Source organism: Paenibacillus qinlingensis, assembly GCF_031455095.1.
Lineage (GTDB): Bacteria > Bacillota > Bacilli > Paenibacillales > NBRC-103111 > Paenibacillus_E > Paenibacillus_E qinlingensis_A.
In genome coordinates, this window is record NZ_JAVDSB010000003.1 from 466,537 (window position 1) to 487,200 (window position 20,664).

General features: G+C 43.2%; 25 protein-coding genes and 1 tRNA gene. 14 read left to right on the plus strand and 12 right to left on the minus strand.

Going from position 1 to position 20,664, the window contains the following annotated elements; translation table 11 throughout:
- Positions 1-28 precede the first annotated feature (28 nt).
- Positions 29-1,663 (minus strand): ATP-binding protein, encoded by a 1,635-nt coding sequence (locus J2736_RS12915; RefSeq protein WP_310227111.1) that lies wholly within the window; start codon positions 1,661-1,663, stop codon positions 29-31.
- 139 nt (positions 1,664-1,802) lie between these two features.
- On the opposite strand from J2736_RS12915, the gene J2736_RS12920 reads away from it, so the two are divergent.
- The gene (locus tag J2736_RS12920; protein ID WP_310227113.1) at positions 1,803-2,081 is read left to right on the plus strand and encodes a DUF2277 domain-containing protein; all 279 of its coding nucleotides are present in this window, start codon (positions 1,803-1,805) and stop codon (positions 2,079-2,081) included.
- A 180-nt stretch (positions 2,082-2,261) separates the two neighbouring features.
- Positions 2,262-3,005, plus strand: coding sequence for a DUF1906 domain-containing protein (locus J2736_RS12925; RefSeq protein ID WP_310227115.1), 744 nt, complete (start codon positions 2,262-2,264; stop codon positions 3,003-3,005).
- A gap of 93 nt (positions 3,006-3,098) precedes the next feature.
- On the opposite strand, the gene J2736_RS12930 is transcribed toward J2736_RS12925, so the two are convergent.
- A complete protein-coding gene (locus J2736_RS12930) occupies positions 3,099-4,238 on the minus strand; it encodes a hypothetical protein (RefSeq protein WP_310227117.1) in 1,140 nt (379 codons plus the stop codon).
- 184 nt (positions 4,239-4,422) lie between these two features.
- On the opposite strand from J2736_RS12930, the gene J2736_RS12935 reads away from it, so the two are divergent.
- Entirely contained in the window at positions 4,423-5,253 is an 831-nt protein-coding gene (locus J2736_RS12935) for an alpha/beta hydrolase family protein (RefSeq protein WP_310227119.1), read from the plus strand.
- A 41-nt stretch (positions 5,254-5,294) separates the two neighbouring features.
- Here the strand turns inward: J2736_RS12935 and J2736_RS12940 are convergent, their stop codons facing one another.
- Together J2736_RS12940 and J2736_RS12945 are read right to left on the minus strand one after the other, a co-directional pair.
- A complete protein-coding gene (locus tag J2736_RS12940; RefSeq protein ID WP_310227121.1) occupies positions 5,295-5,930 on the minus strand; it encodes a hypothetical protein in 636 nt (211 codons plus the stop codon).
- Positions 5,931-6,018: 88 nt separating this feature from the next.
- A tRNA-Val gene (locus J2736_RS12945) sits at positions 6,019-6,091 on the minus strand.
- A 359-nt stretch (positions 6,092-6,450) separates the two neighbouring features.
- Here J2736_RS12945 and J2736_RS12950 point away from each other — a divergent pair.
- On the plus strand, positions 6,451-6,645 hold the full coding sequence (locus tag J2736_RS12950; protein ID WP_028558119.1) for a hypothetical protein: 195 nt from the start codon (positions 6,451-6,453) through the stop codon (positions 6,643-6,645).
- A gap of 72 nt (positions 6,646-6,717) precedes the next feature.
- Here the strand turns inward: J2736_RS12950 and J2736_RS12955 are convergent, their stop codons facing one another.
- From J2736_RS12955 to J2736_RS12965, 3 genes are all read right to left on the minus strand, one after another.
- Positions 6,718-7,008, minus strand: coding sequence for a hypothetical protein (locus J2736_RS12955; protein WP_310227125.1), 291 nt, complete (start codon positions 7,006-7,008; stop codon positions 6,718-6,720).
- A gap of 203 nt (positions 7,009-7,211) precedes the next feature.
- Entirely contained in the window at positions 7,212-7,421 is a 210-nt protein-coding gene (locus J2736_RS12960) for an alpha/beta-type small acid-soluble spore protein (protein ID WP_068670616.1), read from the minus strand.
- 189 nt (positions 7,422-7,610) lie between these two features.
- Entirely contained in the window at positions 7,611-7,781 is a 171-nt protein-coding gene (locus J2736_RS12965; protein WP_310227127.1) for a hypothetical protein, read from the minus strand.
- Between the two features lie 287 nt (positions 7,782-8,068).
- On the opposite strand from J2736_RS12965, the gene J2736_RS12970 reads away from it, so the two are divergent.
- The 3 genes from J2736_RS12970 to J2736_RS12980 all read left to right on the plus strand — a co-directional run bounded on the left by J2736_RS12970 (position 8,069) and on the right by J2736_RS12980 (position 9,710).
- Positions 8,069-8,395 carry a hypothetical protein gene (locus J2736_RS12970; protein WP_310227128.1) on the plus strand — a complete coding sequence of 109 codons (327 nt, stop codon included), beginning with the start codon at positions 8,069-8,071 and terminating at the stop codon, positions 8,393-8,395.
- Between the two features lie 172 nt (positions 8,396-8,567).
- Complete coding sequence (locus J2736_RS12975; RefSeq protein WP_310227130.1) at positions 8,568-9,119, plus strand: superoxide dismutase family protein; 552 nt, start codon at positions 8,568-8,570, stop codon at positions 9,117-9,119.
- Between the two features lie 21 nt (positions 9,120-9,140).
- Positions 9,141-9,710, plus strand: coding sequence for a hypothetical protein (locus J2736_RS12980; protein WP_310227132.1), 570 nt, complete (start codon positions 9,141-9,143; stop codon positions 9,708-9,710).
- A gap of 73 nt (positions 9,711-9,783) precedes the next feature.
- Here J2736_RS12980 and J2736_RS12985 read toward each other — a convergent pair whose 3' ends face one another.
- Entirely contained in the window at positions 9,784-10,209 is a 426-nt protein-coding gene (locus tag J2736_RS12985; RefSeq protein ID WP_310227134.1) for a CBS domain-containing protein, read from the minus strand.
- A gap of 99 nt (positions 10,210-10,308) precedes the next feature.
- Here J2736_RS12985 and J2736_RS12990 point away from each other — a divergent pair, with 99 nt between their 5' ends.
- Together J2736_RS12990 and J2736_RS12995 are read left to right on the plus strand one after the other, a co-directional pair.
- Positions 10,309-10,767, plus strand: a complete 459-nt coding sequence (locus J2736_RS12990; RefSeq protein ID WP_310227136.1) for a divergent PAP2 family protein — start codon at positions 10,309-10,311, stop codon at positions 10,765-10,767.
- 81 nt (positions 10,768-10,848) lie between these two features.
- On the plus strand, positions 10,849-11,286 hold the full coding sequence (locus tag J2736_RS12995; RefSeq protein WP_310227138.1) for a GNAT family N-acetyltransferase: 438 nt from the start codon (positions 10,849-10,851) through the stop codon (positions 11,284-11,286).
- Here the strand turns inward: J2736_RS12995 and J2736_RS13000 are convergent.
- Both J2736_RS13000 and J2736_RS13005 read right to left on the minus strand, forming a co-directional pair.
- Positions 11,283-12,896, minus strand: coding sequence for an ATP-binding protein (locus J2736_RS13000; RefSeq protein ID WP_310227139.1), 1,614 nt, complete (start codon positions 12,894-12,896; stop codon positions 11,283-11,285). The two genes, J2736_RS12995 and J2736_RS13000, sit on opposite strands and share 4 nt — an antisense overlap.
- 168 nt (positions 12,897-13,064) lie before the next feature.
- Complete coding sequence (locus J2736_RS13005) at positions 13,065-13,817, minus strand: MBL fold metallo-hydrolase (protein WP_310227141.1); 753 nt, start codon at positions 13,815-13,817, stop codon at positions 13,065-13,067.
- 133 nt (positions 13,818-13,950) lie between these two features.
- On the opposite strand from J2736_RS13005, the gene J2736_RS13010 reads away from it, so the two are divergent.
- The 3 genes from J2736_RS13010 to J2736_RS13020 all read left to right on the plus strand — a co-directional run bounded on the left by J2736_RS13010 (position 13,951) and on the right by J2736_RS13020 (position 15,950).
- Positions 13,951-14,850: an alpha/beta hydrolase gene (locus tag J2736_RS13010; RefSeq protein ID WP_310227143.1), complete on the plus strand. Its 900-nt coding sequence runs from the start codon at positions 13,951-13,953 to the stop codon at positions 14,848-14,850.
- Positions 14,851-14,930: 80 nt separating this feature from the next.
- Positions 14,931-15,548: a stalk domain-containing protein gene (locus J2736_RS13015; RefSeq protein WP_310227145.1), complete on the plus strand. Its 618-nt coding sequence runs from the start codon at positions 14,931-14,933 to the stop codon at positions 15,546-15,548.
- A gap of 90 nt (positions 15,549-15,638) precedes the next feature.
- Positions 15,639-15,950: a DUF1292 domain-containing protein gene (locus J2736_RS13020; protein ID WP_310227147.1), complete on the plus strand. Its 312-nt coding sequence runs from the start codon at positions 15,639-15,641 to the stop codon at positions 15,948-15,950.
- 61 nt (positions 15,951-16,011) lie between these two features.
- Here J2736_RS13020 and J2736_RS13025 read toward each other — a convergent pair whose 3' ends face one another.
- Both J2736_RS13025 and J2736_RS13030 read right to left on the minus strand, forming a co-directional pair.
- Positions 16,012-16,431: a DUF1885 family protein gene (locus tag J2736_RS13025; protein WP_310227149.1), complete on the minus strand. Its 420-nt coding sequence runs from the start codon at positions 16,429-16,431 to the stop codon at positions 16,012-16,014.
- Positions 16,432-16,515: 84 nt separating this feature from the next.
- Positions 16,516-17,985 (minus strand): aminotransferase class I/II-fold pyridoxal phosphate-dependent enzyme, encoded by a 1,470-nt coding sequence (locus tag J2736_RS13030; protein WP_310227151.1) that lies wholly within the window; start codon positions 17,983-17,985, stop codon positions 16,516-16,518.
- A gap of 172 nt (positions 17,986-18,157) precedes the next feature.
- Here J2736_RS13030 and J2736_RS13035 point away from each other — a divergent pair, with 172 nt between their 5' ends.
- Both J2736_RS13035 and J2736_RS13040 read left to right on the plus strand, forming a co-directional pair.
- The gene (locus J2736_RS13035) at positions 18,158-19,429 is read left to right on the plus strand and encodes an MFS transporter (RefSeq protein WP_310227153.1); all 1,272 of its coding nucleotides are present in this window, start codon (positions 18,158-18,160) and stop codon (positions 19,427-19,429) included.
- A gap of 33 nt (positions 19,430-19,462) precedes the next feature.
- Positions 19,463-20,632 (plus strand): MFS transporter, encoded by a 1,170-nt coding sequence (locus tag J2736_RS13040; RefSeq protein ID WP_310227155.1) that lies wholly within the window; start codon positions 19,463-19,465, stop codon positions 20,630-20,632.
- Positions 20,633-20,664 lie beyond the last annotated feature (32 nt).

The window sequence follows — 20,664 nt, forward strand, 5'->3', positions numbered from 1 at the left end:
GGGGATAGCGTATCCCTGGGCTTTGCTGTTATTCTACAGTCAACGGCAGTCTGACTTCAATCAAAGTGCCTTCGTTGATCTTGCTTTGATACGTAATATGGCCATGGTGTTGCTTAATTATCTTATGACTGATCATGAGACCGAGCCCCGTGCCTTTTTCTTTCAAACTATAAAAGGGCTGACCTAAACGGGGAAGCATTTCCTCGGCTATACCACTGCCCTGATCTTTAAACATGATAACGCACTCATTCTCTGAATCTTTGTGCAAGTTAATGTGAATCTCACCGCCATTAGGCATGGACTCGATTGCGTTCTTTAGAATATTCAGAAATACTTGTTTGATTTGATTTTTTTCACAGGTAAGCAGAAGAGTGGATTCTTCGCAAAAAAGCTTGATTTCAATATTACGCAAAAGTGCCTGTGGAGAGAAGAACTCGATCGTAAATACAATCAATTCTTTAATATCCGTTGAAATAAGTTGAATAGCTTGGGGTTTGGCCATGGAGAGCAGCTCACTCGTGATGGTTTCAATACGCTCTAGCTCACTAAGGAGCAAATCATTATACCTAATCGATGGGTTTTCCTTTTTGTACATTTGAATAAATCCTTTGATGGTTGTAAGGGGATTGCGAATTTCATGTGCCACACCTGCGGCCAATTCTCCAACGATGGATAGCTTCTCAGACTGCAAAAGGAACTCTTCCGCTTTCTTGCGTTCGGAGATATCTCGGCTAATAATTACGATATGGGCTATGTTTCCACAATCTGCTTTGACCGGCATGCAGCGCGATTCAAATTCGATCCAATGACCTTCATTGTGTTTAAACCGAAATTCCATGGAGTGCGACTCGAATTGTTCGAACATGTTTTTTATTCTAGTCAGGAACATCAACACATCATCAGGGTGTACGAACTTACACAATTCTGTACCTTCCAATACAAATTCCTTATAGCCCAGTACAGTCTCGTGGGAAGGTGAAAAGTAACTGATGGAGAGATCTTTATCCATAATCATGATCAAATCCGATGTATTCTCAGCGATGAGTCGGTACTTAGATTCACTAGCTTCTAGGGTTTGCTCGATGTGTTTTTTCTCTGTGAACATTCTTCTGACTCTCTCATTAGATTCAATGAGTAGGGTTCCTAGCAGGACACCTAACATCACAAACAAGAGATATTGCCCATGAAACAGTGGTTGATCTGTTAAAATATGGTAAGTAAACACAGTGAATATGTAGAGTGCAGTATAGGCACCAAATAGCGTAATACTTTTTTTCAGTGGGGAGAGATGAGAGATATAGGCATGTATGAGGGAGAAAGCAACCATGATGATTGCCCAGCCTACGATGGCTGGCGTCCAATTTCCACCCGTATACAGCCTTACAAGTAACGAGAAGAAACCAGTAATTAACCCTGGGACTGGCCCCAGATAAGCAAAAATGAGAATGACAGGGGCATATCGGATGTCGTAAGTAAATCCTTGTTGCTTGACCGCTAGGATGACGAGAACAATCGAAACAAGTCCCCCATAAATACCTACCCAAAGGCGAAGCAGCTTAAGTGGCCGATGATTAATGTAGGAACGTATTACTAATGGCGTGCTGACAAAGAGCGAAAAAATAGATAGATTAACAATGTAGTCATAAAGAAACAATATACTCACCCGTATCTAGTTATTATGAATACTCCTATCTATCATAAACCCGTATGGCTATGATTTCCATATAATTCTTCTTGTGCGCAATCTTGTAAAAATACATAGCATCTATTATATTGGATGAAAAGCCCTGAAGGAGTCAGTTATGTGCCGAAATATTAAGCCACTTTTCAATTATGAACCAGCAGTAACGGAGGATGAAATTCGTGCTGCGTCTTTGCAATTTGTACGCAAAATTTCAGGATTCACAGAACCTTCTAAAGCGAATGAGGCAGCATTCCAGTTGGCTATTCATGAAGTAGCGCAAGCTGCGCAGAAATTAATGGACTCTCTGGTGACGCATGCAGAGCCACGTAATCGTGAAGTGGAAGCGCAGCGCGCGAAAGAACGAAATGCAATCCGATTTGGTACGAAAGAGGACTAACGGATAGAAGCGTATAGAGAGGGTAACAGATAGAAGATAAACAGATTGAAGCAAGGGCTTTTCTCCATGGAGAGGAGCCTTTTTTTGTGCCCGAAAATGGGACGTTAGTTGCATGTAAGTGTCGGGAGTCGCTCTTTTGGCATATGCTAAGAATACCAATTGGAAAGTAGGTGATTGCAAGTGACGAAAGGGTTTGATTGTTCAACACCGCTTACGGCACAAAGAGCGGCTGCTTTCGTCGGACAAGGATTCAAATTTGTCGCCAGATATTTGGTGCCAAGTGGTGCGAAGGCATTAAAAAAAGCAGAGGCTGATGCCGTTAGCGCAGCTGGTTTACAGTTGGTTTCCGTGTATGAGACGACTGCGAATCGTGCGTTAGGCGGGAGAAGTGCTGGTTTGGCAGACGGAGCAACCGCGTTACAAGTTGCCGCTCAAGTGGGCCAACCGGCGGGGAGTTGTATTTATTTCGCCGTTGATTTTGATGTATCTGCAGCCCAAATGCCGACGGTCATTGCTTATATTAAAGCGGCCAGTGAGGCAACACCCGCTTACACGACAGGTGTTTATGGTTCCTATGCCGTCATGGAGGCTGTTTATGCTGCGGGTGCTTGCTCGCGATTCTGGCAGACCTATGCTTGGAGTGCAGGGAAGAAATCGACGTTTATTCATATTTATCAATATCTCAATGATGTCATGGCCAATGGTATTGCGATCGATTATGATGAATCTTACGGGAATGAAGGCTGGTGGAATACACGCATTACGCCCGAACCTCCTAGCTATCCAATGAGTGCGAAAGATGCTAATGCGATCATTCCATTCCTTTCAGCAGGGTATGGGGCTACATCCTCTGTTCCTGCACAGAATGAATTCCATCGACTTGCGAATGAATTACGGAAGGCTTCCGGTCAAAGTTTGGAATAGGATCGAAAGTATAGATGAAGAAATTTAAAGAAAACGAAAGAAACGAAAGATAAGCCCGAACGCTTTGGAACTTCCAAAGTGGCCGGGCTTTCGTCATTGGATGACTGCACTGCGTATGTACCATCGATCTTGCACGGAGGCACGTTCAAGATGAAAGAGAACGCGGCGACTCGACACCGCGGAAGCTCGAGCCGCGGTCATCGTCACGTCGACCGCGGTGTCTAGTTGCAGGAGCTGGGATACATCCTGCTCCGTGAACTTGGACAGGCGGCGCATGCTTCGCACATGCATGGCCTGTTCTTGCCCTGTGGTGACCTGCAGCAGCTGCAGATCACCTTGATGTGCTGCGCTGATCCATACGTCGATCAGCGCCCAGGGTGAGAGCTTGCTGACGTAGTCCAGCAGCAAGCCTGCGGCTCGGTGCACCATGACCTGGTGCGCCGGGTCAACGGAGCGGGAGCCGTGGGTTACGCTCCCGAGGAAGTGAATGCAGAAATGACCGTTGAAGTCATTTCCCGGTATACCATCACCGCCATGCGGCATGCCGTGCATGGAGGCGGCAAGTGTGCGGCCGTTCAGCTTCACTAGGACCGCACGGCGGTCCCAGCTCCATTGGCCGCCATAAATGCTTTTGAGCGTCGCGGAGTCGACTTTCGTGAGCGGCTGCACATCCGCATGGTGGGAGCCCGCGCGACGCTGCCCTTCGAAGCTAAGGCCGCTTTCTACATCGAGGATGGAAAAAGAGCTGAATTTGGGAAGCACGAGACTTGCTTCCTCCCAAGTTAACAGTTCGCCATAGTGCTTGGAGCGAAGAGTTTGTACGTGTGATTGGAGAGTCTCCTGTACTTTACTAGGCAACTTGATGATTTGCCTTGCCGCCAAGTCGATTACATCTCCAGTCGGAGTCACACCTAACCGTACAGTTTGATTCTTCGTGTTGTAGCGCAGCATTGTGTCCGGGAGTATGGGTTCAGTATAGGGATCTGCGCTGAGGCTGGCTTCAAGTGCACGTTTTAACGATTTATCTTCAATCGTTACCTCCGTCTGATAGGCAGCTCGGGGTGATGATGCTACAAGTAATACTATCGAGTCGGAATCAGCAACGGGTTCGTTTTTTAATGGTGCGCTATCATTTGCTAAGGCGCTATGTCCAACCGATTGCGTCAATAGGAGCGCAAGAAGGAAAGTGATAAGTAAGGTTCGATGCCGGTGTGTAGAGCGGACTGAAGACATGTGAAAGCTTCCTCCTTAATCGTATAGGTTTGCCATAGTTAAGTGTTTACTTTTTAGTATGATTTTATAAAAACGAATCCTAAACGAAACGTGTTCCTTGATCGAATTCATGTATGATAAAATTACAATAGTAAACGGTTGAACGAGTAACTAGTAGGATTTAATTGAAAGGAAGGAGATTTGTATGGAAGTAACTAAAAGCATACCATTTGAATTACATATGGCAGATGAGCGGGTCGTGCGAGGCGATATTTATAGCGCCAAAAGCGAATCAAGTAAAGGGACATTACTCCTGTGTCACGGTTACAAGGGATTTAAAAATTGGGGGATGTTCCCACATGTGGCGAATGAACTAGCAGAAACAGTTGATGTGGTTGCGTTGAATTTTTCCCATAATGGTGTGGGTGAACAGTTAATGGAATTTACTGAGCTTGAGAAATTCGCAGGTGATACCTACTCCAAAGATCTTGAAGACATCCAAGCCGTCATTGCTGAAATACATAAGCGTGAAGGGACAATGAAACCGATCCTATTGCTAGGGCATAGCAGAGGAGCTGCAGTGAGCCTGATCTATGCCTTAGATCATCCGGAGGACATCGCAGGTGTGATTAGCTGGAATGGCACTACGTATGTTGATTTACTAACGCCAGAGAATAAGGCAGAGATGAGAGCCACAGGACGATCCTACACCATGAATGGGCGAACCAAGCAGATGATGCCGCTTGATCTTGAGATTTTAGAAGATATGGAGCTCAATCAAGAGAGGTTTGATATTATTGGAAGAATCAGCGGAGCTACTTTTCCAATCACGCTCATACAAGGCACCGCGGATGGCGAGCGGGGGATTCGTGGCTCTGAGCAGTTAGTTGCGAATCATGCCGATATCGCGTGGGTGAGGATTCCTGATGGGAACCATACTTTTGGAAGTGTTCATCCTTTTCAGGGTGAGACCCAGCCTTTAAGAGAAGCAATTGCTGAGACGAAGCGGGCGATTCGGGGGATGTTAGGGTTGTAAAGAGGAAAACCCGTGAAGCATAGGGCTTCACGGGTTTGCTGTTAATCAGAAAGTTTATGATCCGAGACTTGAGATTTGCTTTTTGTTTGTTTTGAGAAAAAGTCAAATCCATTTGAAATTGATTCAAAGATTGAAATGCAAATGACCAAAGCATTAATGATATTTGCTTTAAAAAGATTAAATTGTGAAGTTGCTTTGCTGCAACCTTGAAATTTTTCATATGTCGGTTGCTCAATGCAATCAATTCCTAAATTAAATGGACCAACATTAAAATAAATTACTGTAGTAAAAAATGCAATTAATACATAAAAGATCATTTTAATCAGAGAAGTATTATTTTTTGTTCTCACCAAAGTAGTTAGTAAAACAAAATAAAGAATGAAAAGTGCATAGAAATAAAAAACAAGCCTATTAGCATCATCATTATAATTAATTCGCACATAATTCATTGTGTTGATTAATAGATGCAAACCAAATAATAAAATACTAAATTTAGTTTGAAGAGTAGAAAACTTATGGCATGAAAAAATCAATATACCAACTGTAACAATAGGGAAAATGTTATAAAGTTTATTTGAATTTGCTGCTAAGTAAGCAGAGAAAAATAATAAAGCTAGCATAAAAATCTGGTTAACACTTTTGTTTTCAATAATTTTCTTTACTAAGATAAACATCATGTTCCAACTTTCTTTAGTTTGTGAAGCATTAGCTATGTTTGTTTCCTGAAAAAACGAAAAACCCTTACTTCGTAAGGGTTTTTCGATATGACCTGTAGTGGGCTCGAACCACTGACCCCTACCCTGTCAAGATAGTGCTCTCCCAGCTGAGCTAACAAGTCGTTTATGGATACAGGTAGTAATATACCAAGAAATCGTGAGATTGTCAATTGTTGGAGAGCTTACTTCCGCCAGAAAAAGAGGAGTTTTTTTAAGTTTGAATCAGCTTTTCTCTTCTTTTTGGACCGTGGAAGAAAAGCAGTAGGATCGCTTTCTGCAGTTGGTGAATCGATGGTTTTTCCGAGCAAAAGGGATCGCTCTTCTTCAGTAACACCAAGAGTTGTCATTGCACGTTGTCAGCCTTTCTGGTAAAGATTATGAAGTAAATGTAACATATCTATCCGATGTTTCCTAGTATAGCTTTCTTCTTGCGTGAATTTATGGTAACTTGAGATCATTAGAGTTTGGGAGGACTAAGGTTATGACGAAACAACAGCATCGTTGGAATTTGCGTTTGAAGAGTAGTAATGTATATCTAGGAACTGTGTATTTGGGGGATCCGCTTCCGGAAGTGGAAGATGTGATTATGATTGGTGAGAAGAAATATACGATTCTTGAGCTCGGAAGTACACGAGATGCAAGTGACGTATTTGTAGAGGAAGTTAAGAAGAAATAAGGAAGACATATAGGAAATAACGAAGGAGCTGATCATTAATGATCGGCTTCTTCGTTTGTTAGGTGTGAATAGTTAGGTAAGATGATACAAAGACGCTAGGCAATCCACAAACATTTTATTGTACTCTTCACGTGTAAGGTCCTTGCTGCAAGCGATGTCTCTTCCTAAAAATTGAAACCAGGTAATTTCAGTACCGTTTTTCTTATACACAAACTTGTCTTGCTGAATAAGGAATGTTTCATTTTCGAAAAAGGGGACATTGTCAAATTGAAGGGCAGGTTCGTTTTGCTTTTCACTGACTAAAGTGGCCAGTAAAATTAACATTCGGTAAGGATCACGGAAAATTTCATATTGTGTGGTCATCGGTTCAACACTCCTTTTTCGGGTATCCGAGCAAGGTAATCATACTAAAACGATAAGATCAAATATAGATGTTTACAGCAAGTGGTGAGGAAATTGAAGGGAAATCAGAGGAATTTGAAGGGAATAGAAAAAAAGACTGAGGTTCACTCTAAGGAGGATCGAGTGAATCAGTCTTTTTTTGAGCTTGCTCCTACATCAAAGGATTAGCGTTTGTAGCCGCCTAAAGATTGTTCAGCCATTTGCACTAATCTTTTTGTGATGGTGCCACCGATTGAGCCAGCATCACGGGATAACAAATTACCGTTGTAACCAGAAGGGGAGAGAGGAACACCAATTTCCTGAGCGACTTCATACTTCATTTGATCTAGTGCTGCCTTTGCTTGTTGGACAACTAACGTGTTAGATCTAGCCATTCATAATCATCTCCTTTTTTATGGTACACCAGTATTATTTGAATGTTCAGAATATTTATTCGCGAAATATTAAAAAAACGAAGAAATTTTTCATGCCAATATTTTCTATATAAAATTAGTCATAAAAATCAATAAACCCCCAACGGTTAAGTTGAGGGTGATATGTGATCAGTTATGATAACGGTTTCATTATTCTTCGGATTGTTCAGCTTCTTCAGCTTGTTCCTCTGCAGCAGCTGCTTCTTCAATCGCTTCAGCGATTACTTCTTCAGCTTCAGCCTCTTGACTCACCACTTCTTCAGTGGATTCAGCAGAGATTTCTTCTTCATTTTGTGAAACTACTTCTTCTTCTTGGCTCATTTTTGTCACCTCCTCTGATACGTATAGTAACATTGTAGCACTTCTAATAGGTTATACAAGTAGCTTGGACACCTAACTATCAGATTTAATGTGGAATTGATTGATTTGTCACTTTATAGGGGAAATACGATGCGAAACGCGTCGGATATGGGGGAGAAAACCACTGTTTTCGCGGCTTTCAGCGATTGTGCATGTTTTATTTTTCTATGAATATAATTGAGCCTAAGCAACAATATTTGTTGAATTACTATGCTGAGTTTCTAGGAAAACTCATAGGGGGAATCCGAATGAATCGGTCGGATGTAATTTTGGAGCTACAACTTGTACCAGAGTTATTGAAACAAGCGGAAGCGATTTATGTGGATGCCGTGTCAGAATTGAATTGGGCCAAACATATGCTTCTAACAAAAGAGTATGAAATCATTGGTGAAGGTCTCGTAACAGGGAAGAATGAGCTTCAACGGCAAGCTGAATTGTGGCCACATACGAAGGATTTGCAGAAGCAGGTATTACAAATGGAAGATGCGGTTGAACATACGAAAGTTGAGTTTAACTTTTACAAACGCAAATTAGAAAACCTCCAAATTATTGCCAAGCTCATGACTATTTTATAATCCTAAAGGACGATGATGAAAATGCCTGTGATCGAAAGATTGCAGGCATTTTCTTTGTTGAAACGGAAGTTTTTTTTAATTTAATAGCTGTCACGCGGTTATCAGTAAGGGCAGTTGTGCATCCTAAGGGTAGAATATACCAATGTGTGGTTTTACAGGAGGATTGTACACGATGAAATCAATGCAAATTATGGTGACAGCGAGCTTGGGTCTAATGCTATTGTCTGGTTGCCAAACCGTCAGGAGTACGTCAGTTGCTGAACCCACTGCGCCCCCTGAGACGGTTCGTGTTACGCTCATAGGAGCCGACAATCAATCTGTTGGTTCAGCGCAATTAACCGCTGTCAGTAACGGTGTACAAATGGATGTGCAGGTTAGTGGGCTTTCACCCGGTGTTCATGGTCTCCACATTCATGAGAAAGCGAGATGTGAAGCGCCGACGTTTGATTCTGCAGGTAGTCATTTCAATCCCCATCAGAAGGAGCATGGTTTTTTAAATCCGAAAGGAGCACATGCGGGTGATCTGCCCAATCTCGTTGTGGATGCACAAGGCAATGGACGATTTAGTGGTGTTACAAAGGTAGTAGTCCTAGACAGAGGAAAGTCTAATTCGCTGTTCAAGCCTGATGGGACAAGCTTAGTCATTCATGAGAAGGCTGACGATTTAAAGACGGATCCATCAGGCAACTCGGGTAAACGGATTGCTTGCGGTGCTGTGAAATAAAGGAAGGAAGGTTTCGACAACATGATCAAAACACAGGATCTCAAGCTCCAAATGGATGAATTAACGAAACAAAACGATATGGTACTTATTGAATTAGAATCAGTGAAGAAAATGTTGATGTCAAGTAGCCAGGGCTCTCAAGACACGCAGGGGCAGCAACAGGCTTCTTCGAGTAATGGGAATAACGCACAACAGGAATCAGCAATGAATGGTTCGCAAAGTCAAGGTCAAGATCAAGATAATGGCCAAAATCAATCACAAGCTCAAAGCCAAAATCAAGATCAGGGGCAGCAAACAAGCAATGGTCAAAATAATAATCAAGATCAATCACAGCAAATGAAAGCTGGTCAAGGAAATGCAGGAAACTCGAATAACCAGCAAGTAACTGATTTAGCGAATGAGCTTTTGAAAATTAAAGATTTAGTTGTAAAGCTGGAGCAAAAGACGTCGCAGTATGTCAGCAGTCAGTCAAATGGCTCGTTAACGGAAAAAGATGCGGTTAATCTGGTTTTGACGCTAATGAACGGGATGGTAGACTGGGCAAGCGAATTTGTCTCATCCAAAGCTTCCTCTAATGGCCAAGTGCAATAACTTGCCCCCATAATAAAAAGCAAAAAGGCTGATATCAATCAGCCTTTTTGCTTTTTATGAAAAGGGATATCGATTAGGGCTGTACAGCTTCAGCTTTAAAATTCATCTGTTTTGCACAGTATTCAATGATTTCACTCCGCCGCACGATGCCAATAAATTTATCAGAATCATCCACGACAGGTACGAAGTTTTGTACTTTTGCTAAATCAATGAGATCAATCATTTCTGCATGAATATGAACGGGTTTATTTTTAACGCGAAGAGGAACCTCGTCGAGCACATGCCGGTGAGCATTCTCGAAGCCGATATGTTCGGAATTTTTAAGAAACCACAAGAGGTCACCTTCCGTTACAGTTCCAACATAATGGCCATCATCCGAAAGAATAGGGACAGCCGTATATCGATGATACTCCATTCGTTCCAGTGTTTGGCGAAGGGTAGCTTGTGGAGTCGCGGTAATAACTTCGGATTTAGGTAAAAGGAAAAAAGCGATGTTCATCAGTTACACTCCTTACATAAGAATCAATGTGTCTAGTATAACAAACTTTGCGCATAGAATCTAAACCTGTGTTGGATGCTAGTAGTGAGGTGAACGGAAATGAATCGAGCATTAACTACAGCTTTGGTCGGTATCGGCGCTGCTCAAGCCATCAAATTACCATTAACTTATGTGTTCAGTAAAAAATGGGACTGGTCGCAATTGGTTCAAACAGGCGGAATGCCAAGTTCCCATTCTTCCGGTGTTACAGCATTAGCTACCTATATCGGAATGAAAAGAGGCTTTTCAGCCATCGATTTTGCTGTGAGCTCCGTATTCGGGGCTGTCGTCATGCATGATGCAATGGGCATTCGAAGATCAGCTGGCGAGATTGCAGTGGAAGTGAATGATTTAGACGAGCAGGTCGAACGAATCGCTAGAGAGCACCCCGGACTCTACCATGCCAGAAGAAGAAAGGCATTGAAAGAACGATTAGGCCATTTGCCACGTGAAGTTGCGGCCGGCGCATTGTTAGGGCTTGCCATCGGGACATGCAGTTATTTACTGGAGAGAAAATAAAGCCGAAATCTTTGTAAATGTGGACAACATTTCCGGAATGGGATAAGATCAAGAAACGATCTTAGAGAGGAAGAAGCCCACATGGAAACGATTCGTGTTACGACAATGGAACAATTGAAAGCTTGTTTTGCTGTGCGATTTAATGTGTTTGTTGATGAACAACAAGTACCCGCACACTTGGAGATGGATGAGAAGGATGAGTCCCCAGAAGCCTGTCATCATTTTCTCATCATGGACGATGCAATACCCATTGCTACATCCAGATGGTATGAATATCAAGAAGCAACAGCCAAACTACAGCGTGTTGCTGTCTTAAAGGACTACAGAGGACGCTCATTAGGGAAACAACTTATTCTAGCTATGGAACAACAGGCCCTCGAACTTGGTTGTAAATATGCCATTCTAGACGCCCAATGCCAAGCAGAAGGTTTTTATAGCCAGTTAGGTTACCAAGTGATTTCCGATGAGCCATTCTACGACGCTGGCATTCTGCATGTCAGAATGAAGAAAACACTTTAACTCACAGAGACACTGTCATGTGCAGTAGGCACTGCTGCCGCGAGTGGAAAAGTAAGAATAAATCGGGTGCCAATCCCGAGCTCGCTTTCGACTTCTAGAGTGCCATGATGATCCTGTACAATTTTATAGCAAATGGATAATCCTAGACCTGTACCCGTTTCTTTGGTTGTGAAGAATGGATGAAAAATCTTATCCAACTGATCACTCGGAATACCAGGACCATTATCCGCAATGATTAAAGTCGCGTTCTTCTGATCGCGGCTTAATTTCATGTGGATAGAGCCGTTTGCTTCCATCGCCTCGCAAGCATTTTTCATCATGTTAAGCAAGAGTTGAATCATCTTATCTTGATCCATTAGCATGTGAACCCCATATGCCGCTTCATGAAAATGAATCTCATGTCCAGAGCTGGTAGCTTCAGATTCAATAAGGGAAATCACTTTGAGAACGCATTCATTTAACGAGTGATTTTGAAAAACGGTTTGGTGCGGCTTAGAGAATTGAAGAAACTCACCGGTCAAATCACTCATCCGATCAATCTCATCCATAATTAATCCATACCAATTCTCAATATTGTAATCGCTTGCTTTTGATAATTGCAAAAAACCTTTCACCGTTGTTAAGGGATTGCGAATTTCATGTGCCATGCCAGAAGCAAGTTCACCGACAACACGCAGTTTCTCTGATCGTTGCATTTGTTCCTCGCGTTTTAACCATGATTCCCGTTTCTTCATAAATAGGTTATGCTCCGCGTGCAAAATAAGATCATCTTTCGTCAAAGCATCTTGTGGAAATATCGCTATGCCATATGTATTTTGTATACCAGTCAGCTTGGGGAGTTCAGAATCGAGCTTTTGTTGATAAGACGCGGTAGTCAGAAAATCTTTATGAAGAGGCATGACCACTGCGAATTCATCACCACCATATCGAGCTATGAACAGTGCATCTTTGAATAGAATTTGAATGAGATCCGCCATTTGCTTGAGTACGAAATTACCTGCTTGGAATCCGCCAGAGGTATTCATTGCCTTCAGATCCGTACAGTCGATAAGAAACAGTACTAGGGGCTGATGATGCTTGATTTGTTGTTCGAGTCTGCGATGACATTCTTCATAATTATAAAGACCAGTAAGGGAGTCTTTTTGCGTTAGTAGATGGCGTTCATTGCGATTGCGATCCAATTTACCGGTACGAAGATGGGCAGTTCTTGTAAGCCAAGTAACAGCAGAGAAGTCGAGGATACTCATGAATCCATACATCGTGTTTTGAGAGGCAGAATGGGTAATGAAATTAACCGTAGTCACATAAGTAATCATGCAAGCAAAAGTCATGGCCCATGATTTGATCTTGTCTTCTTCCTTGTAAGCATGATGTGAGAGTGCTAATAAATATAAGGGATAGCAGAGACTAGATTGTCCAAGTGCATGTAGCGAAGCAATGAGAAGAAGTTGAACCCAAGGCATCGCAGGATGAAGATTGGCAAAGCGAACAGCTAAAGCAAAAAGAATGATGGCTAGAACGAATGAAGGGATGTTCAATACTGACTGCAGATAAATTGTATATAGGCCATACAATAGTACATAAACATAATAAACCCCATTAATAATCACCGTATCAGCTCCCGATTGGAATTTCCGCCGTTCACCTACTCATGTGACAATTTCTATACTTTTCATAAAATCCCTGCTGTTAATCAAAAAAAATGAGAAAAATAGGGACTTTTGTATGAAAAAAAGCCTTGAGAAGTTGCACTCTAAGGCTTTAGATTAACAGATAGATTAATCTGGGATTTGGATGATTTCATGTTTGTGGATAAAGGTCATCTGACCTGTTTGGCCTATGTAATCAGGCATGTGATCGTCATAATGCATTAAATAGATGAGTTTCTGAATAGGCTCGGGTAAGGAAAGAAGTTCATCTAATGTGGTATGCACAAATCCTTGACCACTTAATTGACAATCGTGAAAAATGGTGTGACAATCTCTTGTATCTATAACTTCATGAAGGAGCAAGTCTTGATTAAATTGCAAATCTGCACTATAAAACGTTCTGTGGTTAATAAAAATGGAATAGTTGAGCTTGTGAGCAATATGTAGAGTTGGGATAATTTCGATCGTTAACTTAGGTGAAACGGCATAGGGCTGTCTCTCTTGGAGATAGACGATTTCGAAGTAATCCTGAAGTTGATGGAAGCTTTCATCTGGATTATAGAGACCACCTTTAAGACTGTTCTCCCAAAGCGTATCTGCTAATGCTGCCGTCACATAAAGTTTTACGCGCTTGCGGTTATATTGATAGAATAAACGAAAGGCTACTTCTTCAAGCCCGCCTACATGGTCAGCATGAATATGTGAGATGAGAATACCATCGATTTGATCGAGCTCTATACCGAGTTCATGAAGTGATTTAGGCGTTGTTGGTCCGCAATCAATTAATATATGGGCATCCGCTGATCGGACTAATGCACTTGTATTGTAATATAATTTGGAAAAGGCACTGCCGGTTCCCAACATTTGAATTTGCAAACTCATTCAGCTGCCTCCATTTTTCGACAAATTCCATCTTTTTCTAATGTATCATGGAGGTTGCCGACTTTCAACCACTTATGTTGAAATAAAGATTCAGCAAGCTTAAAGTATCGAATAAGAAGGTGTTGATTTCATAATGAACTGGTTAGTAGCAGGTATCCTTTTTTTGCTTATTTTGTTTTGTTTAGTTGGGATTTCGACCTATGTTGGTTGGCAGTTAACGCATCCAGAGCGGAAATTAGTAGATGACACACCAAAGAATTATCAGCTTGAACATGTGGATGTGACGTTCCCAAGTCGAACAGCGGGAGTGCTGTTAGATGGCTGGTACTTGAAGTCGCCTAACGCGCCATCCACGTCCATGGCAACGACGGTAATTATGTCCCATGGCTATGCGGGCACAAGGCTGGAAAAGGGACTACCCGCACTATCATTAGCTCAGCAGCTGGTGCAGGCAGGTCACCATGTTCTCATGTACGATTTTCGAAATTCAGGGCGCTCAGAAGGGAAGACGACAACAATAGGATTCCTAGAAAAGGAAGACATTCTTGGTGCCATTGATTGGGTGAAGTCATCAACTAGTCATCCGACGAAGATTATATTACTAGGATTCTCAATGGGAGGAACTTCATCCCTTTTAGCGGCTGCTGAAGAGAAAGCGGTGGCTGGCGTCATTACAGACAGTGCGTTTGGTCAATTAATTCCTTATCTGAAGGAAAATCTGCCTGTATGGTCTAAGTTGCCTCGAATACCTTTTACGCCACTGATTCTATTTATTTTGCCAAAATTAATAGGTGTAAATACTTATGCAGTTGATGCGTTAGCTGCTGTTGATCGGATTGCACCAAGGCCAATTTTGTTCATTCACAGTAAAGCTGATCAAGCCATCCCTTATACCAATAGTGTAGAAATGTATGAGCGGCATCCGGAACAATTTGAGATATGGCTAACAGAACGTGGGGGGCATGTCGGCTCCTATCAGTTGGAAGCAGATGTGTATGTGCAGCATGTTCTAAAATTTATTGCAAAAAGTTAAATTCATCGCAACTCTTCTAAACCATCGGCGTATAATGATGCAGACAAACAGATGACTAACGAGGTTGGAGGCTAAGAGTGATGAAAGTTCAGCGCATTTTTATGTTGATGGTGATGTTTTTTGTTTTAAGTACGGCTGCGGTGGTAGCCTCTTCGATATGGGGGGAATATAAAGGATTTAATATCGCTAGATTGGTCGTAAACAATGAAACGAAGGAATTCCCAGATTCAGAAGTACCACCACTTATTGTAGATGGCAAGACAGTGCTGCCTTTACGTGCAATGAGCGATGCTTTACAGGCATTACTGAAGTGGGACGATGCAAGTAAAACGGCCTACTTGTTCAAGCCCAATGTACATATGTTTTTTACATCGGAAGTTCGTAAAGATTCGTCAATTATCCCTTTCAGCGTTGTAGCGCGCGGAGATGAAGTGAACTTTACCGTATTCACGCAGGTGGATAATTTGAAAACGAGCATTAATTCGGTTCGCGTGTCCGTTGTTTCTCCTAGTGGACGCAATGTGATCACCCCAATCGAGAAATCAATTGCAGACTCCAAAGAATCGTTTTGGTTAAAAGTACCTTTATATGGCGTGTCATTTTCGGAATCAGGTACATATGTTGTGAAGTTTGCGATGCAGCAAAGTGGCAGCAGTGATTATACGGTCGTTTCGGAGAAACAAATTCAAGCGGAATAAGCGAAGTGGGAATGAACTGGTTTGACCTCTTATAATGAAAATGTTAGGATATTCAAGTAACTTATTACTTTATGAAATGAGGTTCTGCCTGTGAGCGATGAGAAGCATCATGTGCACGGCCCGGACTGTGACCACGATCACGACGAGCAAGGGGAAGACGTTTTTATCGTAACGGACGAGAACGGTGTAGAACATGAAATGGTCATGGTATATACCTTCCAATCTCAGGAGCAAGCTTACGCTGTTTTACTAGATCGAAATGATCCTGAAGCAGACGGTGTCATTTTCCGTGTTGAAGAAGAAGACGAAGATGCATTCCTTGTCAACATTGAAGATGAGGAAGAGTGGGAACGTGTGGTAACGATTTACAATGAAATCGTGGCTCAAGAAGGCGAAGAATAAGAGCTATACATAAGAACCCCCTAGCAGAGTGATCTGTTAGGGGGTTTCTGTTTGTGTTGATTCATTTTCTAGGATTGAAATACATGACTCTACCGTTAAATAGATGAAGTTCAGCTTTCAGAAGTTTGCCCAAATATTTGCAGAATTCATTGCCTTTGCTCTTGTCACCGTGTGTGGCATTGTCAGGTAATACGAATTGTACGAACTGGCGTTCTTGCTCTTGGTTTTGTTCAGAACCGACCCCCACGACGATCGTATGATATAAAGCGTTGGTGCCTTTCAGATAAAACCATTTGCCTTCACCTTCCGGCTTCGTCTCAATCGTATAAGGGAATCCGGCTTCATCATACTCCCAACCAAGTTGTTTGGCTGTTTGGCTGAGTTGATCGCGATAATGCAACAGCTTGTCCTTGATTTCATCCAAGGTAAGTGAGGCGACAACGGATCCTGTTACGAATTTAATATAAGCGCTTTGAGCCATTCCTTGATCACCTCATTCGCAAAACATCACCCATATCATAGCATCATGTAAACGGTTTTACAATATATCCCTTCGGATGAAACACTAGAAGATCGCTTGTGTTTCCACGATGACTTTCACTTGTTGGACACTGCGATCCTCGGGTCCTTTGACAGGCAACCCAACTTCTACATGCTCAACAATATAGTCGATTAATTCTTGCGTAATGACTTCGCCAGGGAGCAAAATAGGGATGCCAGGCGGGTAAACATAAATGAACTCAGCAATAATTCGATCAGCAGAGTCTTTGAACGGCAGAATTTCGGTTTCTCCATAGAAAGCGTCACGCGGTGTTAACGTTAATTGCGGTATCGCTGGAACCTTGATGACAACTTCTTTAACCTCTACAACATCATCATTGATATGGGAGAGTTCTCGCAACGCTGTTAGCAAGATTTCCACATTCTCTGGCGTATCTCCTGGTGTGAAGAGACAGAGGATGTTGTACATGTCGCTCATCTCGACTTCGATATTGTAGTGATCACGCAGCCAGTTCTCTACTTCAAAGCCCGTGATGCCTAGCTTACGGACGTGAACGCAGATTTTGGTAGGATCATAGGCGTAAGTAGCTTCGTCTCCGAGAATTTCTTCGCCGAAGCAATATAGGTTAGGAATCTCGTTAATTTGTTTTCTCGCATAGTGAGCAAGCTCAATTGTGCGTTCAGCCATCTCACGTCCATTTAAAGCTAGATGGCGACGAGATGTATCCAAGGATCCGAGTAAAATGTACGAAGTCGACGTCGTAGTCAGCATCGATATAATCGTCTGAATTCGCTTAGGATTGACACGATTTCCTTTGACATTGAGGACCGAACTTTGCGTCATGGAACCGCCAAGCTTATGTACACTCGTTGCCGCCATATCAGCGCCAGCTTCCATCGCAGACATCGGCAGCTTCTCGTGGAAATGGATGAGTACACCATGCGCTTCATCAACAAGTACCGGCATGTTGTAGCTATGAACCAAATCGACGATTTCTTTAAGGTTCGTACATACGCCATAATACGTAGGGTTGATGACGAGCACGGCTTTCGCATCAGGATGCTTCTCGAGTGCTCGACGAACGGAGCGGGTAGGGATGCCGTGGTCAATTCCCAGATTTTTATCACGTGCAGGTTGGATAAAGACAGGTTTAGCGCCAACGAAAATAATCGCGGCTAGGACGGATTTATGAACATTCCGAGGCACGATAATTTTGTCCCCCTCGGAACAGACTGTCATGATCATCGTCATAATGGCGCCACTGGTTCCTTGTACGGAGAAGAATGTATGATCCGCGCCAAACGCATGTGCAGCCAGTTTCTGGGCTTCTTCAATGACCCCCATTGGTTGGTGGAGATCATCTAGCGGTGCTATATTGATGAGATCGATGGAAAGGGCGTTGTCGCCAATGAAAGCACGAAACTCCGGGTCCATGCCGACTCCTTTTTTATGGCCAGGAATATGAAACTGAATAGGATTTCTTTCCGCATGCGCTAGCAATGCAGAGAACAGGGGTGTACGGGTATGATCCACCTGATTATCGCTTCCCTTCTATCGTGGATTGCTTGTGCTATAGTTGCAACAAACAAAATGAGTATATCAAACTAGAGATTTGATGCAAGTTAATTTTTTCAAAATAGTTTGCACAAAATGGGGTCAAACTAACACTATGATGAATAAATAGGCAAAATAAAGGAGAAATCGGATGATTTGGCTGCAAAAATGGCGGAAAAATCGGTTATTTTCCCCATTTGTGATGGAACTGTTAATTATTATGTTTGTTGTCGAATTTGTAAAGGGCGCGTTGCTTTTAACCATTTTGCCTGTATATATGACAACAGCGTTAGGAGCTTCTGCTTTTGTGATCGGATGGACACTAGCTGCTCAATATATTGGCGATAATGTATTACGTACACCCGTTGGGTGGATTATCGATCGGCTAGGTTATCGTGTGACGATGCTAACTGGGGTATTGCTGACGTTCCTATCGGTTATTATTATGTCGATTACAACGGAATACCTGTGGATGATAGTCGGGTGCGCGCTGCTTGGCTTTGGGACAGCTCCTTTGTGGCCTTGTGTCATTACGGGAACGACAGAGGTAGCAGGTGATGAGGGTAAAGCAACAATCATGAGTGTCGTGTATATGGCTTGGCTGTCAGGGGTAGGACTAGGTCCTGTTGTGATTAATTTTTTCGTTGGTGAAGATAGTTATACGTTTGCTTTCAGATTGTTAATCGGCTGCATGACGGTAGTCGTCCTCGTGGCGCTTATGCTCCCACGTAAAGAAAAGGGGAGTATAACTAAACCTGATGGAGCAAAGGAGAGTGTCAATGTTCACTCTCAATCTCAGCCAATCAAAAGCCGCAATTGGTTGCAGAGTGTCTCTACCTATTTAAGCGAAGTTCGGAAGTCGATGTCCGTGAGTCCACTAATGTTTCCAGCTATGTTTGCACAAACATTCGCACTTGGCATATTAACGCCGATTCTAACGCTCTATGCCAAAGAAGTCTTGCTGCTGTCTTCTTTTCAATACAGCCTCTTTTTGGTTGCTGGAGGAGCGGTTACGGTGCTGTGTCTGGTTCCCATGGGCAAAATGGTGGACCGCCTAGGGATTCGTCCGTTCCTGTTCATCGGGTTTTCACTTAGCGCAGCATCGCTGCTGCTCTTTACATTTGTGAAATCAATGGGGCTGCTGTATATCTTGGTCGCGATACTTGGCGTGGGTTATGCGTTTATTATCCCTTCGTGGAATGCGTTAATTGCTTCAGCGATTCCACCAGAGAAAAGGGGGGCAGTCTGGGGGTTTTTCCTCACGATTGAAGGGTTCGGGATGATTGTTGGCCCCATTGTTTCAGGGAAGCTCTGGGATGTATATGGGTATCACGCGCCATTCCTGACAAGTGGATTCGTGCTTATCGGTCTACTTGTTCTTCAAATGTTCATTTCCATCCCCAAAAAAGGTATGGTACGATAAGGAAAAAGAATTGGTTTGGAGGCTTAACGCATCATGAATAAACAGATTGGAATCATCATGTTGTTGCTGATGACGATCTTTATCGGATTCGGAATTATCATTCCTGTGCTGCCCGAAGTAGTGAATGGAGCAGGAGCGAAGTTTCATAACGCCTTACTATTGTCGGTGTATTCCGCCGCTTCCTTCTTGATGTCTCCCATATGGGGAGGCCTATCGGATCGCATCGGTCGTAGACCGATTATCCTAATTGGACTGCTGGGATTTAGTATTAGCTTCTTGATTTTCGGTTTTGCTAATGATGAATTATGGATTATGTACGTATCCCGTATCCTAGGCGGTTTATTCTCAGGAGCAGCTACGGCATGTGCTGTCGCTTATGTTGCGGATATTACAACCGCAGAGAATCGAACGAAGGGCATGGGCATGGTTGGAATGTCCATTGGCCTAGGTTTTATCTTTGGACCCGCAGTAGGCGGAATTGTTAGCAAATGGGGAACGTACACGCCATTCTTCGTAGCTGCTGCGATATCCTTTGCATCGTTCTTACTTGCTGCTGCGATTCTTAAAGAATCCTTAACGGCGGACAAGCGCAGATCCTCTAAGGAAAAAGCGCCTTCGCGCTGGAGCGCTTTCGATGGAGCTTCGAAATATTTGTACGTGCTTTCGTTTTTCGTCTCGTTCACGTTGGCAGGACTTGAGGCCACGCTGCAGTATTATCAAATGGACAAAATCGGCGCTACGCCCTTTGACATTGGCATGATGTTCCTCGCCAGCGGCATCGTCGGGGCTTTGATCCAAGGTGGCGTTGTACGCCGCCTAGTGAAACAAGGTGCCGAACAGTTCGTCATCGGCATCGGTTTATTGCTTTCAGCAGCTGGCTTCTTCCTGCTGCTGTACTCCAGCAGCGTCGTAACCGCTGCGATTTACTTGTCGGTCTTCGGCGCAGGGAACGCGCTGATCAGACCGTGTGTGACGTCGCTGATTACGCAGCGCACGAAGGTTGGACAAGGCGTCGCGACAGGGCTCAGCTCCTCCATGGACAGCTTGGGCCGCATTGCAGGCCCATTGCTTGGCGGAGCGGTGTTCGCGATCGCGCACTCGCTGCCGTTCATCATCGGCGGCGTGCTCTGCCTAGCTGCGATCTTGCTTCTGCAGCGCTTCATTTTGGTTGATCGCCAATCGACCGCGCAACGAGCGGCGTAGCATAACAGAAAAGCTGCACATCCATATCTCCA

Coding starts and splice junctions, on each gene's coding strand:
- J2736_RS12920 (WP_310227113.1), top strand. CDS start 1,803: ATGTGCCGAAATATTAAGCCACTTTTCAATTATGAACCAGCAGTAACG.
- J2736_RS12930 (WP_310227117.1), bottom strand. CDS start 4,238: ATGTCTTCAGTCCGCTCTACACACCGGCATCGAACCTTACTTATCACT.
- J2736_RS12935 (WP_310227119.1), top strand. CDS start 4,423: ATGGAAGTAACTAAAAGCATACCATTTGAATTACATATGGCAGATGAG.
- J2736_RS12940 (WP_310227121.1), bottom strand. CDS start 5,930: ATGATGTTTATCTTAGTAAAGAAAATTATTGAAAACAAAAGTGTTAAC.
- J2736_RS12950 (WP_028558119.1), top strand. CDS start 6,451: ATGACGAAACAACAGCATCGTTGGAATTTGCGTTTGAAGAGTAGTAAT.
- J2736_RS12955 (WP_310227125.1), bottom strand. CDS start 7,008: ATGACCACACAATATGAAATTTTCCGTGATCCTTACCGAATGTTAATT.
- J2736_RS12960 (WP_068670616.1), bottom strand. CDS start 7,421: ATGGCTAGATCTAACACGTTAGTTGTCCAACAAGCAAAGGCAGCACTA.
- J2736_RS12965 (WP_310227127.1), bottom strand. CDS start 7,781: ATGAGCCAAGAAGAAGAAGTAGTTTCACAAAATGAAGAAGAAATCTCT.
- J2736_RS12970 (WP_310227128.1), top strand. CDS start 8,069: ATGAATCGGTCGGATGTAATTTTGGAGCTACAACTTGTACCAGAGTTA.
- J2736_RS12975 (WP_310227130.1), top strand. CDS start 8,568: ATGAAATCAATGCAAATTATGGTGACAGCGAGCTTGGGTCTAATGCTA.
- J2736_RS12980 (WP_310227132.1), top strand. CDS start 9,141: ATGATCAAAACACAGGATCTCAAGCTCCAAATGGATGAATTAACGAAA.
- J2736_RS12985 (WP_310227134.1), bottom strand. CDS start 10,209: ATGAACATCGCTTTTTTCCTTTTACCTAAATCCGAAGTTATTACCGCG.
- J2736_RS12990 (WP_310227136.1), top strand. CDS start 10,309: ATGAATCGAGCATTAACTACAGCTTTGGTCGGTATCGGCGCTGCTCAA.
- J2736_RS12995 (WP_310227138.1), top strand. CDS start 10,849: ATGGAAACGATTCGTGTTACGACAATGGAACAATTGAAAGCTTGTTTT.
- J2736_RS13005 (WP_310227141.1), bottom strand. CDS start 13,817: ATGAGTTTGCAAATTCAAATGTTGGGAACCGGCAGTGCCTTTTCCAAA.
- J2736_RS13010 (WP_310227143.1), top strand. CDS start 13,951: ATGAACTGGTTAGTAGCAGGTATCCTTTTTTTGCTTATTTTGTTTTGT.
- J2736_RS13015 (WP_310227145.1), top strand. CDS start 14,931: ATGAAAGTTCAGCGCATTTTTATGTTGATGGTGATGTTTTTTGTTTTA.
- J2736_RS13025 (WP_310227149.1), bottom strand. CDS start 16,431: ATGGCTCAAAGCGCTTATATTAAATTCGTAACAGGATCCGTTGTCGCC.
- J2736_RS13035 (WP_310227153.1), top strand. CDS start 18,158: ATGATTTGGCTGCAAAAATGGCGGAAAAATCGGTTATTTTCCCCATTT.
- J2736_RS13040 (WP_310227155.1), top strand. CDS start 19,463: ATGAATAAACAGATTGGAATCATCATGTTGTTGCTGATGACGATCTTT.